The following is a 16,025-nucleotide window of genomic DNA, read 5'->3' on the forward strand; positions in this document are numbered from 1 at the left end:
AGAAGCCTTCTCAGGCAGCCCCGAGCAACAGCGCCCAGTTAGCATCCCCCTGAAAGATGGGGGGTATGTATAAATTAGCGTTAAAGAACATGAACCAGCCACCGTCATCTCATCAACCAACAGGCGAGATGAGCTCCGATTCCTGATTCTTCACATTGCCGTTGATGCGCCTGAAGCCTCGCCCTTTAGGGCCGGGAAATAAGCACAGCATCTGGCGATCTCTTTTGCCACTTTACTGATCACATCCGGCCTCATCCATTTCCGGGCGGCTTCAGCCATCAGGAGAAATGGTAGTGGTCGTGTATATGAGCCAGGCCAAAAAAAGGTGTGATATCGATCGCCTGGAAAGTTGAAACGGTTCAACGCTGGCGCAGCAACACTACGCGTTGCTGCTATGCTTACCGTACTATGCGAAGTGTAAATATTCATTACCTAGTGTGATTGATTTTCCGGGCAGGCATCTGTTTTTACTGATAAAATTCTCTAAAGGCGCCCTGATTACCAGGCATTAGGCGTACTACTGGCGCCTATTATGATATCGACTTTCAAAAGGATGCTGCGGGTTCAGTGTTGCAACCTGGCAACATGTTTTGAGGTAATGACATCTTTTAGTGGTTTGCCTTCAGGCCACGTGAACAGATTGAGTAATTACAGGCCCTCATGATGACTGAACAGACGCTCGCTAGACTGCTCAACATTGATCAAACGGTAAATCCTCCCCGTATCGCTGCCTCCGGTGACTGGGTGCTAGCGCATTATGCTTGTCTGGAGCCTGCCGTCAGCGCGTTACAGCCTCAACTCCTTTCGAACGCCATTTTCGATCTGAGCCAGTTAGGGACACTTGATACCGCGGGCGCCACGCTGCTGGTTAAGCTTATTGGTGAAAAAAATGTGCTTGAGCTCGAACGTATTGCACCAACGCTTCCCTTAGAGCGTCGTGTCCTGCTGCAAACAGTCAGATCGGCACTACAGAATTACGTCACCCCTCCTGCGCAGCATCAGCCGGGGATCGTGACCGAGCTATTGGCGAACATCGGTAAGTCGGTAGAAAGCTTCTGGCAGAATCTTGTTGCCCTCATCGGGTTTATCGGGCTGACGATGGAGGTACTTTTTGCCACCCTGTTGCGTCCTGCTCACTGGCGGGTGACTTCTCTGGTCGCTAATCTGCAGCAAATTGGCCTGAATGCCGTGCCTATCATTGCGTTGCTGACCTTTATGGTCGGCGCGGTAATTGCATTCCTGGGATCAACGGTACTGTCCACTTTCGGCGCCAGTATATTTACCGTTCAACTGGTGGCGTTTTCATTCCTGCGCGAATTTGCCGTGCTGCTGGCGGCAATACTGATGGCCGGACGAACTGCCAGTGCCTTCACTGCACAGATTGGCCTGATGAAGGCTAATGAAGAAATTGATGCTATCCAGACAATGGGGCTAAATCCGGTTGAACTGCTGGTGCTTCCACGCGTGCTGGCGCTGCTTGTGGCGCTGCCAATGATGACCTTCATCGGTATGATCTGCGGGATTTTGGGTGGTATTGTTGTATGTGCTTTAACACTGGATATATCCCCAACAATGTTTTTAACCATAATGCAGAACAACGTCGGCTTTGAGCATTTTTGGGTGGGAATGATTAAAGCTCCGGTGTTTGCTTTCCTGATTGCCATCATCGGTTGTCTCGAAGGATTTAAGGTCAGCGGAAGTGCTGAATCGGTGGGAGAACATACCACCGCAAGCGTTGTACATTCAATATTCGTAGTGATCCTGCTGGATGCGGTTGCGGCACTGTTTTTCATGGAGATGGGATGGTAAAAGACATGAGTCAGGACGCCATAATTCGCATTCGTAAACTGCGTAATTGCTTCGGTCCGCAGTGTGTACACGTCGATCTCGACCTCGATGTGTGTCGTGGCGAAATACTGGGTGTAGTGGGCGGGTCGGGTACCGGAAAGTCAGTGCTCCTGCGTAGCATCGTCGGTCTTCGTCACCCGACGGACGGACGAATTGAGGTATTTGGTGAAAATATCACCGAACTCAGTGGCGTGCGCCGCTCCGTGCTAGAAAGGCGTTTTGGCGTCCTGTTTCAGCGAGGGGCATTGTTCAGCTCGCTGACAGTCACGGAGAACGTGGCTCTGCCGCTAATTGAGTTTGCTGGGCTTCCTCGCCGCGACGCCGAGCAGCTGGCGCAGGTTAAACTCGCACTGGCTGGTTTGCCCGGCAGCGCCGGAGATAAATATCCCTCGTCACTTTCAGGTGGCATGGTGAAACGCGCTGCACTGGCCAGAGCGCTGGCTTTGGATCCGGAAATCCTGTTCCTTGATGAGCCAACCGCTGGTCTCGACCCTATAGGTGCCGCCGCGTTTGATAACCTCATTGCCACACTGCGCAATGCGCTTGGGTTAACTGTATTCTTAGTTACACACGATCTGGATACCCTTTATACAATTTGCGACAGGGTAGCGGTGCTTTCGCAAAAAAAAGTTTTAGTCGTGGATTCACTGGACGTGGTGGCAGCAACGCCAGATCCCTGGATTCAGGAATATTTCCACGGCCCACGCGGGCGAGCAGCACAGCAGACTCAGGCGACGTTACAAGAGGGGCAATAAAAAAATGGAAACTCGCGCTCACCATGTTCTCATTGGATTGTTCACTCTCATCATTTTCACTGCAGTGCTATTGTTTAGCCTGTGGCTGAGCAAATCTGACAGAGATCGCCAGTTCCACACGTACGACATCGTATTTAGCGAGGCGGTGAGCGGCCTTTCCCAAGGAAGTACAGTTAATTTTAGCGGGATCCGGGTTGGTGAGGTGATTCAGCTTCGTCTGGACAGGGATAACCCCGGTAAAGTTTGGGCCCGGATCAGAGTTGAGGCCTCTACGCCTGTTCGCCAGGATACCAAGGCACGGCTGGCTATGGCAGGTATTACCGGGACATCAATTATTCAGCTTAGCGGTGGAAGTGAAACCAGCCCGGTGCTGGAGGGAGAAAATGATAGGATCCCTGTGATCATTGCAACCCCTTCTCCGCTGAACCAGTTGCTTACTAATGGCGAAGATGTAATGACCAACGTTAATGAGGTCCTGTTACGCTTAAATCAGATACTCACTACGGAAAATCAGCAGCGAATAGTCAAAACGTTAGACAACCTGGAAAAAATTACTGGTACCGTGGCCGATCAGCGTGAAGATATCAGTACCATCCTGCAGCAACTGGCGATAGTGACGAAACAAAGTAACGAGACGCTGGCGCAAACCAACCGTCTGATGCGCAATGCAAACTTGCTGCTGGACGGTAAGGGGAAAGATTTGGTTAATAATGCGGCCAATACCCTGGCACTATTGCAAAAGACGACCAGTCTGTTAAATCAGATCGTCATCGATAATCAGCATTCACTTAACAACGGCATTCAGGGATTTAACGAACTGGGGCCAGCCTTAGCTGAATTACGCAAAACCCTGGCCACTTTACGCGCAGCGATCAACAGCCTGGAAGCAAACCCAGCGGCCCTTTTAAGAGGGCCGGAACGTATGAAGGAGTTTACACCATAATGGCCGTTTTTACTCTTGGGTTTTCCTGTTTACCTCGCAAGAATCTAAGGCTGCTGATTGTACTGGTATGTCTGCCGTTGGCCGCATGCACGGTGTTGCCGCAAAGACCTGTTTCGCAGGTTTGGTTATTGCCAGCCCAGCCGGGAGTGCCTGCCAGCGGTCCAACCATAAACCGATCGCTGCGTGTTATGCAGCCCAGTACCAGCCAGTTTATCAACAGTTCACGTATTGCGGTTCAGCCTCAGGGTGCAGAGATAACAGTCTACAGCGGGTCGCGCTGGAGTGATTCGGTGCCTGTATTGTTTCGTAATCGTTTGACACAGGAATTGCGCACGGATGGCCGTTTCATTTCTGTCAGTAGTGATGAAGATAATTTGCAGGCCGATTTTGAACTCGGGGGGGATTTATCCTCATTCCAGGGGGTCTATAGCGATAAAAAAGGCGAAGTGCTGATTCAGTTTGACGCGCGTCTGGTGCAAACATCCGACCGTCGCGTGATAGCCAGCCAGCGTTTCGTGATACATCAACCCATAAGCGGTAGTTCGATGAGCCAGGTCGTCGAGGCCTTTGGTCTGGCCAGCGACAGGCTTGCCGCAGATATACTTCGCTGGCTGGGAAACTCCAGCGCGATGAGGTCACCTTGAACATAAAACGCATTAAGCGCACCAGGTTTGTAGTAGCTAATTTGAGATGTCCGTCTGGGGCTGCGGATGTTTTCCTGGACTGTTATGTTATGATCCCAAGATGCTGCCGGTACTTCACCGGACTCATTGCACCTAATGATAGCTTGATACGTTTCTCGTTATACCAGCGTATGTACCTGTCCAGGAAGCAGATAAATTTTTCCAGCGTGATACCAGCCCAGTTTCTGCCATAGAACATTTCGTTTTTGATACGCCCGAAGAAGCCTTCACACGCCGCATTATCCGACGAGCATCCTTTGCGCGACATGGACCTTATAATTCCGGATATGTTGATACGATCAAGCCAGCCCGGCCACCGGTAATGGCCACCACGATCGCTGTGTATTACCGGTTTATCATGTTCGTTGAGCGTATCGAGTGCTTCATCGAGCATCGTATTCACCAGCGTTGCGTCCGGGCGTGTTCCTATCGACCAGCTTACAACCTGGCCATCAAAGCAGTCGATAACCGGCGACAGATAGACTTTTCCAGCCGGAAGCTGGAACTCCGTAATATCGGTCAGCCACTTCTCATTTGGCCTGCAGGAACTAAAATCCCGGGCGAGTAAATTTTCCGGTGCCGGGCCGATTTCGCCACAGTAAGAGTTGTATCGTCGTCGCCTGGTGCGCTTAACAACGAGCTGCTCTTCTGCCATCAGTCTGCGGACGACTTTCTCAGAAATAACTCTGTTGTTACCGCGAAGCATCGCGTGAAGACGCCGGTAGCCGTAACAGCGGTAATTTTCCTCAAAGATATTAGCCATGATCACACGTATTTCCGCATACTTATCGCAAAAGCGCTTGCTGGCTTTGTGGTAAAAATAGCAACTGCGGGCAAGTTGCAGAACGCTTAGCAACTCAGCAACAGGGTACTTTTTCTTAAGGGCATCAAATATCAGGGTTTTCTCCCTGTTTTTCAGGATCAGAAAGTTGATGTCCAGGTCTTTTTTATCAGTTCATTCGCCTTGGTCAGTATGTCCCGTTCGGGCTGCAGTTGATAAGCCTGCTGCCTAAGTCGCTGGATTTCACCGAGCAAAGCATCCTGGTTTTTATCTTGAAGGACAGTTTTTCGTTTGTGCATGGATTGATAAGCCTCGTCACTGATAAGGTCTTTCTTCCATTTGTACAGGACTGGAACGCTGACGCCTATGTTTTGTGCAACCTTAAGCGCGGTTCCACGTCGGCTGCAGAGCTCTCTGACGGCCTGAGATCTCTCTTCCGGGCTGAAGCATTTGTTTGTGCCTGAGCGAATAATCAGAAGACGGCTGTTCGGGTAAAATTCCCGAATCCAGGATTTGAGAACCTCGTTGCTGGGGTAACCAATGGCGCGACGAGTGAACGACAGGCATCCACCGTGTGTAAGATAATGCTCGACAGCAGCAATTTTCTGCGCACGTGAATAGCGTTCCCTTGGCTTTAAATCTCTGGGTAAATCGCCCTTCTGTTCATAAATCCGCACCCAACGGCTCAACTGTTTTGTGGAAGGATATCCCAGCTCCATGACAACAACGGAGGCTTTCTTTCCGTACCGGTAATAGAGTTCGACGGACCGGATCCGGTTCTCATATGAATGCATAAATTAACTCCTGAAGGTCCAGGAGTTCGTCCCCCCCTCTTTTGCCGCCACTTTGCCATTAATGCGACAGAACCTATAGTACCGCAGTTTCTCCCCTTTATTTTTACTGACGAGCAGACAGAAACCGAAAAAAGCGGCGTTGACATGCCGTGGAGGCCCTTATAGTACAATAATTTTCGATATCGAAATTAACCCCATTTAGCATGCCAGAAATATATGTTTCCTGGCAGCAATGACCGGTAGCGAGGAAACTTACCCCAGTTCGGGTGTTTTCAATAACTCCGGATGTTGTGATAGTTTAGAAAAAATGATAATTATTATCATTTAAGATCATGTTTGTTATTTTTATTTTGTTAAGTAAAAATAATGCGTGCGCACTACTGTTAGCTATACCACTATTTTTCAGCATTCGATATTTTTTGCTGTAAAACGTTTTTATTGGCACACCTCTTTTACGTGCTGCTTTTGACGTTTCCATTCCTGATGTGAGTAAATCAAGAATTACCTGATCTTCCGTATCTAATAAAATAAAATTATCGAACCTTGATGAGGCTTCTTTTAAAGATAAAAGAAGATCATTTTCTTTCGCTTTTTTTGAAACAATTCCTTTGTTATTAAATAATGATATTATTCCCTCAAAACGAAAATCATAGACAAAACAAATATGTATTTCTTGTTTGGGAATGGTTTTACATACATAATTTCTTAAATAGCAATTTTCAATTGCTATAAGTACGGTGTCATTTTTTAATATAGACAGCTTACTTACGATGCATATATCTTGTATGTCAGCTATGGGTACATTAAGAAAATTAACACCTCTTTCTTTAAGGAGACAGGAAATACCATGAGAAAAAAAGCAATCATCACTAAATATATAATACATATTCAACTCCAAATTCATTCACTGACACATAATGGCAAAATGACTTTATGTTTTAAAAGATAACCCTTTCCATTTACTCTAATTATGAAGTCTTCAGTTAAACCTATTTCAATAACTTTTATTTTCAAATCCTTCATTACTTGCCATAACCTGTGGTGAGAACCTTTTAATCCATGTTTGTCCCATATCTGAGTCAGAATTTCATCATCATAAACAACCCTTTTAGTCGCATTTTTTAATAGATATAAAAACAATTCCGCCATGGTCTTCCTTAGTTTTATTAAATGAACTTTAGATGACATTCCGCTCACTCTCTTGATATTCAAAAGAGCACGTCCGGAAACCTGATATAGAATTTCATTACCAATATTATATCCATATATTACTTTTGAATTATATTTCATATGCATCCTGCCTTCAGATTAATTGAATAACACAGCGACAAAAAGAGAAGGCTGAAAACCATATTCGTTCGCAATGTATTTTATTTCAAGAATTTAATTTATAACGAAGGGCGAAAAAATGCGTAGTTTCATATGCTACATTCCATGTAGTTTTATAGAAGAATAACCACAGATTAGATGGGTTATAGTTAATCATATCTTTAAATTGTATGTTGTTTATTCATGTTAATGCACTGCAATATAAAAAATATAACATAAGTTTTTTTCCAAAATCCACGATAATTAACAAGATAGAAACATTCAGCAAACAATGAAATTACTAATTTCTATACATTTATTATCATTTCAAGTAGTAAAGATGTAAAAAAAAATTCCATAAAAATTAAAATCCTTATTTGTGAAATTTGCCCCTACATGTTTAGTTAGTTATTACAGAAATGATAAGTCGGAGCTGGAGTAAATGGAACATGAATATAGTTATAAACATAAATAATAATATCATAGTTTTTTCAAAATGATTTTTGATATAAATATGATAGTTAAATAATTGAAAATGCTATGAAATTTAATTTTAAATTTGATTAACTAAAAACTGAGTAATCTATCAATTTAATGGATGATGCTCTGATCTGTAATCGTTGCAACCGCTGATCCTACCCGGCAATAGTGGACATCCACCCGCATCCCCATCTTGCCAGCTTCAGTGGTGTGTTGCAGGTCGATGCGTATGCCGGGTTCAATGAACTTTACCGCAATGGCCAGCTAACGGAAGCAGCCTGCTGGGCTCGCGCCCTCCGTAAGATCCACGATGTGCACGTTTGCACCCCGTCAGCCCTGACAGAGGAAGCCCTGAAATGGATCGGCGAGTTGTATGCCATCGAGGCGGAAATAAGAGGAATATCTTCGTATGTTAATTAATGGGGCGAAGGTCACACAAATTGGAGTCATGCAATAAAAAGCGATACCGCGAATCTTTGTTATACATTTTTGTAAGTGAGTTAAAAATGAAACATTTAAATAACAGTTCAATAATTAAAATATTAAATGTAATTATTATGTTTATCATAAAAAAATTAAATTAACCTAGCACTCACACCAATAACGATACATTCAGCTCACATAAAACCATTGTTTAAGATGCATTTAATATTCACCATATAAACTGCGCTCACTTAGGATTTTTCTTTAAATAACAGTCATCGTCAATGAAAACCCTTACAAACACGGAAGAAACAGAGTTGTTTATAATAAACAATGAGTTAATGTTCGATCCGATTGAACGAGTCATACTTTCGTCATCCAATGGTATGAGGGTACATTTAACCAATATCGTAAGTAAAATGCTTTGTTACTTTTGCAGAAATAGTCAAACCCTTATTAATTATGATGAGATAATGGAGTTTGTATGGGGAGAGAAATACCGCCAGGTAAGTTATGGTTCGATGCACCAAGCACTCCTGGTGCTTCGTAAATCGCTTAAAAAAATTTCGAGCAGTGATATCGAGATAAAATCAATACGCAAGGCCGGCGTAATTTTTAATGCAGTTGTTGAAAAGAAAAACAATATCCATGACTCTGTCAACAATATTTCCATCAATAAAAAAAGTGTAAGCAAAAACTTAAAAAAATTATTAGCAAGATTGGTTTTACCTTTTTCTATATTTTTCCTTTTCATTAGTATTTTTTTAAATTCCGATATAGGTCTAAAAGATAGTGTTTTTGAAAATTACACCCCGGGAGTAAAATACTTAGGGCAATGTAATGTCAGATTTAATTCAAATGCCACTGATTCGGATAAACACTTACGTTTCCTGTATAAATATAAAAAACTTTGTGTTCCAGGCAGTGTCCTATTCATTACAGCTAATGAAAACACTTCATATGTTAGCATTGTACAATGTAAAAATAAGTATTTTGATAATAAAAGCCTAGGTAATTGTGGTGTGTCTTTATTTACTTTTGAGGATAAGCAGCATGAAACATAAATCAAAACTTCAAGTCATTGTTTTTTTTGCTCTAATAGCATTATGCTATGTGTGTTACTTTTTATTGTATAACTCAGATCATGTAGAGACATGTAGAAGTAACATGACAATTCAGAATGCTAATTCTGGAATTAATTCAAATGTGATTTTTCACTTTTTCAAAGATGAAGGGGTTCTGGAGTTGCATGGAGTTTACACTCTAGGAAATAAAGTCAAAAACAAAATAGATCGGCAAATAAAATTTAATTTAAAAAGAAATGGAAATAAATTAATACTTACAAATGAAAGAGTTATTAACAAGGATGATGAAAACTCATCTAGTGAGGTTATAAATAGTTCTCTGTCTGATTTTTTTATAAAACCTGGAACAACTCTTATTCTTGATCGAATATCATCTTTGAATGGTGAAAAAATATTTCAATGGTCTGGTTTACCTATCCTATATTGCTTTAAAAATTAAACAAAATTTGTTCTGTAGCAGAATTCAATAGCGTGTAATAAGTCTGTTATTTTCATCTTAATGAACGGGCAGCCAGTGCATAACCAACTGGAAACAGAGATTCAGCTTGTAAGCATCCCGGTAAAGCGGACCATTCACATTTAGAGATCTTTCTGCATACAGATTATGTTCCAGGAGGAGATCGCCATGCGCAAAGCCCGATTCACCGAACACCAGATCATTGCCGTTCTGAAGTCCGTCGAAGCCGGACGCACCGTCAAAGATGTGTGCCGCGAAGCCGGGATTTCTGAGGCCTCGTACTACAACTGGAAAGCGAAGTTCGGCGGTATGTAAGCCTCTGATATCAAAAAGATGAAGGGCCCCGAAGATGAAAACCGCCGGTTGAAACAGATGTTTGCGGACCTGAGTCTGGAGTGCCGCGCCCTGAAAGACGTTATTGAAAAAAAGCTTTAAAACCAGCGATAAAGCGTGAGCTGGTCAGCTATCAGACCGCGCAGTTTGCCATGAGCTTACGTCAGGCATGCAGGATATTGTCGCTGAGCAGGACGGTATTTCGTTATCAGCCGGATACGCAACGTGATGAGCCAGTCATTATGGCACTGACCGTGGCGGCTGAACGCTATCCGCGATACGGATTTAAAAAGCTTTTTCAGGTGCTGCGCAGGCAGGGCAAAAGCTGGAACCATAAGCGCGTTCACCGGATTTACTGCCTGCTGAAACTGAATTTTCGCCGTAAGGGAAAACAGCGCCTGCCAGTGCGCAATCCGGTTCCGCTGGTGACGCCAGAGGCGATGAACCATAGCTGGTCCATCGATTTTATGCACGATGCGCTGGTGTGCGGCAGACGCTTCCGGACCTTCAACGTGGTGGATGATTTTAACCGCGAAGCACTGGCGATCGAAATTGACCTGAATATCCCGGCGCAGCGGGTCGTTAGAGTGCTGGACAGGATCGTGGCAAACCGCGGATATCCGCTAAAGATTCGGATGGATAACGGTCCGGAACTGATCTCGCTGACGCTGGCACAATGGGCAGAAGAGCATGGTGTCATGCTGGAGTTTTTCAGGCCCGGCAAGCCAACGCAGAATGCCTTTATCGAACGATTCAGCCGGACATACAGAACAGAAATACTGGATTTTTATCTGTTCAGAACACTGAATGAAGCACGGGAAATTACAGAGCACTGGCTGGCTGAATATAACGGCGAGCGCCCCCACGGATCCCTGAATAACCTGACACCGGAAGAGTACCGACTCATGGCTGAAACCCCGGAAATCTCAAAAAGTGCGTGGAACTAAAACGGGTGTGATTACAGTTACGCAGTATTGACTGATGCCTAATCCGGGTATGCGTTACGTAAGGAACTGAAAATAAATGGGATGCAAGCTGTCATGCCGCGCAAATTTAATGAAAAAATGGTCGCAGATGGTCGTTCACCGCTCGATCGTGAAGCCTACCGCAATCGCAACGTTGTAAAGAGGTGCTTTGGTCGCCTGAAAGAATACCGCTGCATTGCCATACGTTACGACAAAACGGAGAGGTATTACCTGGCGATGGTGAAACTGGGTTGCATCCGTTTTTTACATAAGGTTATGCAATTAAGGGACACAGCCTAATGTTTAGTTTTACCACTGAATGGCTGCTTCAGAATTTTATATTACTGCCCGAAGCAGCCATACTTGCTCGTCTCAGTAGCAGACTCCGTAGACAGGAATATTAGGAATAAAACCTGCCCGCCCTTCATATTACAATGAGTAACTCAGTTAAAATAGATATTTTCTGCTTATCTTGGCTAAGTTATTGGTACACAAACGTTACACCTATAATAGATTGGACTTTACCCGCAGTCACCTGCCCCTTGGTTCTTGCGTAGGTCGCAGTCAGTCCAAGATCTACCGGGGATAAGCCTACCGTGCCCAGTGAGACATTACTGCCTGTCGGAACTACGACGCCGTTTCGCTTCATCTGAACGCCAATTCCTTGTGCTGCAGAGGTGGACGCGATATTGCTAAAAATTGAATGATCGCTATCGACTGTAGTTCCGGACAGATAATATCCGATACTTTGCTGTTTCGCACAATGCACAGTTAAGGGTATTGCAGCCTCTCCTGGATAGTCTGGTAAATCAATAACTTTATCCCGAGATGAAACATCACACCCACCTGTAGGAATTGTCACATCATTATTTGAAATTATTTTCCACGTATAAAAACTGGAGTCTGTTGTTACTGTATTTACCTGATGTAAAACAAGCTCAGCAAACAAATCCCCAGCTTTTATTACTTTACCTCCAGCCGCGCTTGTTGGAGTTAAATATAGAATAAGAGGCATTGGAGTATTAAATGTTGGTGGTTTTCCCGATGGCTTTATCGTTAGCTGACCAGATTCATTGACTACGGGAAAAGGATATGGGTTATTATTAAATATAACTCTACCTTTAAAGTTTTCTAATGCTCCCTTGTACATCGAACCATTATAAAGCGACACTAAATCGTGCCAATCAGGATCTTTTTCAGGTTCTCGGGTGTTACTACAACTAATTTGAGAGGTTAAATCTATAACCAAATTTTCATTAGGATTCATTTGCGGTTTTAAATCTACAATAACTGTAGCTGTTCCTCCTTCCTCTTTGATGATTGTACTGCCGCTTTTGCACTGAAAAGCCAATGAGTTTGTTGACCATAAAATCAACATTGATCCGACTAATAAAGTTTTTATTATTTTCATTAATATATACTCATGACTTAAGAGTAAGTATAGGTGATGCTAATCACCGCCTGAATAGTTCCCTGAGTGGCACCGCCGCTGACCGACAGTGCCCGAACCTGGAGCGGAAAATGTGCCGACTGTGAGCTATCGTCGATTTGAACCAATGTTTTCGCCCCGTTGTTGAGCGTCGTCCCGCTGTTGTCCTGCAGTTCGAGCTGGATGTTGCCGGCGGTGCCCTGGTTTTTGTAATAGCCAGTGCTATCCGCCGTGCCGCTAAAAGTAGCAACCACCCGCGAGGTGCCGACCGGACAGTTACTTAAATCGAGCGCGGTGCTGTGCCACGCTGAAGCTGAACCCGCTGAAACCAGGTTGAAGGTGTAGAGATCACCGAGATCGACGTAGGCATTGGTGGTGGAGACTGTGCAGGGTTTTGCAACCACTTTGCCGTTTACCGTGATGGTGATGTCCGCGGCCTGTAGCATGGTCAGGTTTAACGCCAGCGCCCCCGCCAGAAGCCATCTTGCATATCGTTGTGTCATCTCAGCCTCCGGTTACTGGAATTCAAGAGTAAAGGTCGCGGTGGCGTACACGTGGCCAGCGGTCACCGGAACGCGGGTCGCCATCAGCCGAGCGTAAAAACCAAGGGTGTTGGTTTGCCCCGGCGTTAAGGTCGTCCAGGTGATTGACGAAGAGGGCACATTGATCGGAAGCTTTACTAGCTGGTTATTGAGGATCTGTACCGCCATGCCTGCCGCTGCTGATGTACCGCCGTCGATTTTTAACAGGTCGTTATTGTCTCTATCCTGGGTACCGTTAAAGCCAACTTTCACCGCCGTAACCGAACTTCCGCAGGGCGACAGCACAATACTGAACGGCACCAGCGGCGTAGTGGTGCCTACAGAGCTGAACTGTTTGGCAGCGTTATTCATCAGATCGACGGTAAACTCTTTTGACCCGGTTGCCACCGCGCAGGCGTTGTCACGCACGTATCCGCTGATGGTGATCGTGCTGTCTGCCGCAAAAGCGTTAGCGCAGACCAGCGTCAGTAAGGCGCCGAGTAGATTAAGTGGTTTTTCTATCATAATGCGTTCCTTAACGACACTCTGCCGATAGCTGGCTAAGCGCCTGCCGCTGACTCTCTTCCGACAGGCGATAGCTGGCCACGCAGCTGGCGTCCGTGCCTTCTCCCCATTTCACCTGTATGCTTCCGGCGAGCGGCATCCCGCTCAGATAGACCTGGCCGTTATCGGCCACGATGCTACCGCCCCGATTGCTGCCCGAGGTGACCACCGCGCCGAACGGTACAGGTTTACCGTTATGACTGAGGTTCATCAGCAGCTTAACCCCAACGTGAGCTTTGAAGTCCGCCCGCACGATCGCGCCATGGGTCGGTACAACGCTAACAACCGCATCGTCGAGATCGACGTTATCGGCAAGCGTATTGGTATCCAGTGCCACCCGGTTTTCCCGGTACTCGGTGGCGTAAGGCAATACCGCGTAGCCTCGCCAGTCGGTACTCACCCCGGTCTGATTTTCCACTTTGACGTTGTCTGCGCCCGGTGCTTTCACCAACACCCCCGTGTTATTCAGCGGCTGACTCAAGGTCACGCCGTTGGCGTGGGCCAATACGCCACCGCTGGCGCCGTAGTACAGCTGTTTAAAGCCGTTGCTACGGCTGTAGCCGACGTTGCCGTTGCCATAACCGCCGCGATAGTTCAGCGCCGCATAGCCGTTTCCGCCGCTATCGCCTTCGCCGCCGCTGGCGTAGCCTGTCTGCATGCTATAGCTCAGATTGTTATCTTCCAGCAGGGTGCCGTACAGTCCCGCCAGATTGGTCATCCGGCCGTTAAGATCGTGTGACATACTGTAGCTGGCGCTGGCGTGCCGCCATAATGATTTGCTATCTGAGCGCAGCCAGTGGCTGAACGGAATATTAACGTTCACCGCCAGCATTTGATCGTGCCTCTGCTGCCAGGCGTTTTTAGTCAGGCTATAGCTCAAAGTCCAGTTTATATCGTCAACTGCTGCGTTAAGCCCGGTCTGCAGCTGCTGATCTGTTTTGCCGGTTGACCAGTAGGTCTGATGGCTGCCGCTCAGGTAGAGCGTGGCGGTGCGTCCCAGCTGCTGGGTGACGCTGACCTGCACCTTGCCGCGCTTGCTGTAGGCGAGGTTGTAGTAGTCGGTGAATTTGGGCTTCACCTGGATAACGCCGTCCTGGGTCTCGACGTCGTAGCCACTCATCCGGCTATAGGTAGTATCGGCAAAGCTGTAATAACCTTTGGTGGAGTAGCGGTAGCCCACGAGCTGGATATTTGTGCCGATATCGCTCAGCGATTTGTTATAGAGGAAACGGATTGAGTGCCCCTGATGATCGCTGTCGTCCCACAGCGTGGCGTTGGCTTGGGTAATATCCAGCGACATAGCGCCGAAATCGCCCATGTTTTTTCCCATGCCGAAGTTAAAGGCGCGGTAGCGGTCAGCAAGACGGGTGCCGCCATAAAGCGTCCAGCCCGCGGGGAAACCGCGTAAGAGAGTGCTCTGGAAGAACTTTGGTTCTTCCTGCTGAGCGTTACCGCTGCGGTACTCGCCGGCGGTCAGCGTGTAGCGGGTATGGCCTTCGCGCTGCAGCACCGGCACCGTTGACCACGGCACGCTGAAGACCTGACTGGTGCCGTCGTTTTCTTTAATCGTAACCTGCAGATCGCCGCTGCTGCCCGAGGCATAGAGGTCGTTAATGGTGAACGGGCCCGGAGGTACCGTGCTCTGGTAAATCTCATAACCGTTTTGTTTGATCGACACCTGTGCGGTGCCGCGGGCGATACCATGTATCACCGGGGCAAATCCCTTCTGGCTGTCCGGCAGCATATTATCATCACTCGCTAACTGCCCGCCGCGGAAGTTAAGGACATCAAAGACATCGCTGTTGGTATAGCTGTCGCCGAGGGTCAGACGCGAGCGTAGCGAGGTAATACCCCGCTCCAGCCAAGTGTTAACGTGCTGCCATTTATTCTCGTTACCGGAACTGCTTCTGCCGTTGCTATAGCTCCAGGTGGTGTTATCCCGCAGGCGCCAGGCGCCGAGGTTAAGGCCGCTTTGCAGGTTCAAATAGGCGTAATTACTGCTGCCGCCGGTATCATTGTGGACATTGTTGCCGGTGAAGTTGTAGTTCAATAGCCCAGCGTTGATACCGTCGTCCCAGAGTTCAGGGGGGATATAGCCGCGCGCGTTATTGTCCATAAAGGCCTGAGGCACGGTGAGATTTAGGCGCTGCTGGCCAACATCAAAGCGGGTGGACGCATCATTGATGAGTTCGATGAGGGGCACGCATGCGTCAGCGGCGAGGGCGTTTATCCCGCTAACCTTCGCTGTGTTGACTCCCATACTGGTCAGCTCGCCCCGGGTCAGACATGGGCTCAGGCCGTGGCCTTTTTCGCCGCGAGTAAAGGTCACATCGCGGGTGGTTATAAAACGATCGTTAAGAAAGATATCGACGCGATAAGTGCCGGGCGGCACTTCTTGCCCATTTTCAAATCCGGAAAGATCAGCCACCGCGGCGGGATCGTCAGCCAAAAAACGTGGATTAAAATAGAGCTCTGCCTGCGCATAGCTTGCCTGCAGGACAAAACAAAGCGCCACGGGGAATTTCGCCATGACCAAAATAGCACGAGAACTATATATGACAACCCGTGAATTATAATGGCTCATTCCATAATTTAAATAAAACATAATCCCTCCGGCTTTAAATTATCCGGCTGTTAATTATTATTTTTAGATGTA

At 46.6% G+C, this 16,025-nt stretch carries 13 protein-coding genes and 3 pseudogenes; 9 read left to right on the forward strand and 7 right to left on the reverse strand.

All coding sequences use genetic code 11. The features are described 5' to 3' along the window. Positions 1-663: 663 nt before the first annotated feature. The 4 genes from CWM53_RS05095 to CWM53_RS05110 are packed head-to-tail and all read left to right on the forward strand — an operon-like array spanning position 664 to position 4,190. Positions 664-1,809 (forward strand): MlaE family ABC transporter permease, encoded by a 1,146-nt coding sequence (locus CWM53_RS05095; protein ID WP_100730224.1) that lies wholly within the window; start codon positions 664-666, stop codon positions 1,807-1,809. Then, entirely contained in the window at positions 1,803-2,603 is an 801-nt protein-coding gene (locus CWM53_RS05100) for an ABC transporter ATP-binding protein (protein ID WP_040107888.1), read from the forward strand. The genes CWM53_RS05095 and CWM53_RS05100 overlap by 7 nt, the downstream gene beginning before the upstream one ends. A gap of 4 nt (positions 2,604-2,607) precedes the next feature. Continuing rightward, positions 2,608-3,546, forward strand: a complete 939-nt coding sequence (locus CWM53_RS05105) for an MlaD family protein (protein ID WP_100730223.1) — start codon at positions 2,608-2,610, stop codon at positions 3,544-3,546. Next, complete coding sequence (locus CWM53_RS05110; RefSeq protein WP_055323523.1) at positions 3,546-4,190, forward strand: ABC-type transport auxiliary lipoprotein family protein; 645 nt, start codon at positions 3,546-3,548, stop codon at positions 4,188-4,190. Before CWM53_RS05105 ends, CWM53_RS05110 begins: the two co-directional genes overlap by 1 nt. 82 nt (positions 4,191-4,272) lie before the next feature. Here CWM53_RS05110 and CWM53_RS05115 read toward each other — a convergent pair. From CWM53_RS05115 to CWM53_RS05125, 3 genes are all read right to left on the reverse strand, one after another. Further along, a protein-coding gene (locus CWM53_RS05115; protein ID WP_206053095.1) for an IS3 family transposase occupies positions 4,273-5,804 on the reverse strand; the annotation gives its coding sequence in 2 pieces (ribosomal slippage) (positions 4,273-5,171 and positions 5,171-5,804; 1,533 coding nt in all). Positions 5,805-6,102: 298 nt separating this feature from the next. Beyond that, a complete protein-coding gene (locus tag CWM53_RS30385) occupies positions 6,103-6,690 on the reverse strand; it encodes a hypothetical protein (protein ID WP_133123801.1) in 588 nt (195 codons plus the stop codon). A gap of 14 nt (positions 6,691-6,704) precedes the next feature. Further along, entirely contained in the window at positions 6,705-7,094 is a 390-nt protein-coding gene (locus CWM53_RS05125) for a winged helix-turn-helix domain-containing protein (protein WP_165785020.1), read from the reverse strand. A 672-nt stretch (positions 7,095-7,766) separates the two neighbouring features. Here CWM53_RS05125 and CWM53_RS05130 point away from each other — a divergent pair. The 5 genes and pseudogenes from CWM53_RS05130 to CWM53_RS05145 all read left to right on the forward strand — a co-directional run. Further along, positions 7,767-7,994 (forward strand): annotated as a pseudogene (locus CWM53_RS05130) (IS66 family transposase); the annotation flags it as partial. Positions 7,995-8,299: 305 nt separating this feature from the next. Continuing rightward, complete coding sequence (locus tag CWM53_RS05135) at positions 8,300-9,079, forward strand: winged helix-turn-helix domain-containing protein (protein ID WP_100730219.1); 780 nt, start codon at positions 8,300-8,302, stop codon at positions 9,077-9,079. Beyond that, positions 9,069-9,539 (forward strand): hypothetical protein, encoded by a 471-nt coding sequence (locus CWM53_RS30390; protein WP_133123800.1) that lies wholly within the window; start codon positions 9,069-9,071, stop codon positions 9,537-9,539. The genes CWM53_RS05135 and CWM53_RS30390 overlap by 11 nt, the downstream gene beginning before the upstream one ends. A 186-nt stretch (positions 9,540-9,725) precedes the next feature. Next, a pseudogene (locus CWM53_RS05140) lies at positions 9,726-10,837 on the forward strand (IS3 family transposase). A gap of 42 nt (positions 10,838-10,879) precedes the next feature. Further along, positions 10,880-11,141, forward strand: a pseudogene (locus CWM53_RS05145) (IS5/IS1182 family transposase); the annotation flags it as partial. 195 nt (positions 11,142-11,336) lie between these two features. On the opposite strand, the gene CWM53_RS05150 reads toward CWM53_RS05145, so the two are convergent. The 4 genes from CWM53_RS05150 to CWM53_RS05165 are packed head-to-tail and all read right to left on the reverse strand — an operon-like array spanning position 11,337 to position 15,974. Continuing rightward, a complete protein-coding gene (locus CWM53_RS05150) occupies positions 11,337-12,266 on the reverse strand; it encodes a fimbrial protein (protein WP_100730218.1) in 930 nt (309 codons plus the stop codon). A 17-nt stretch (positions 12,267-12,283) separates the two neighbouring features. Next, the gene (locus CWM53_RS05155; protein WP_100730217.1) at positions 12,284-12,787 is read right to left on the reverse strand and encodes a fimbrial protein; all 504 of its coding nucleotides are present in this window, start codon (positions 12,785-12,787) and stop codon (positions 12,284-12,286) included. A gap of 12 nt (positions 12,788-12,799) precedes the next feature. Beyond that, positions 12,800-13,330 carry a fimbrial protein gene (locus CWM53_RS05160; RefSeq protein ID WP_100730216.1) on the reverse strand — a complete coding sequence of 177 codons (531 nt, stop codon included), beginning with the start codon at positions 13,328-13,330 and terminating at the stop codon, positions 12,800-12,802. 10 nt (positions 13,331-13,340) lie between these two features. Continuing rightward, positions 13,341-15,974 (reverse strand): fimbrial biogenesis usher protein, encoded by a 2,634-nt coding sequence (locus CWM53_RS05165; protein WP_100730215.1) that lies wholly within the window; start codon positions 15,972-15,974, stop codon positions 13,341-13,343. Positions 15,975-16,025 lie beyond the last annotated feature (51 nt).

The sequence above is a fragment of the Klebsiella sp. A-Nf5 genome (assembly GCF_002810545.1).
Lineage (GTDB): Bacteria > Pseudomonadota > Gammaproteobacteria > Enterobacterales > Enterobacteriaceae > Klebsiella > Klebsiella variicola.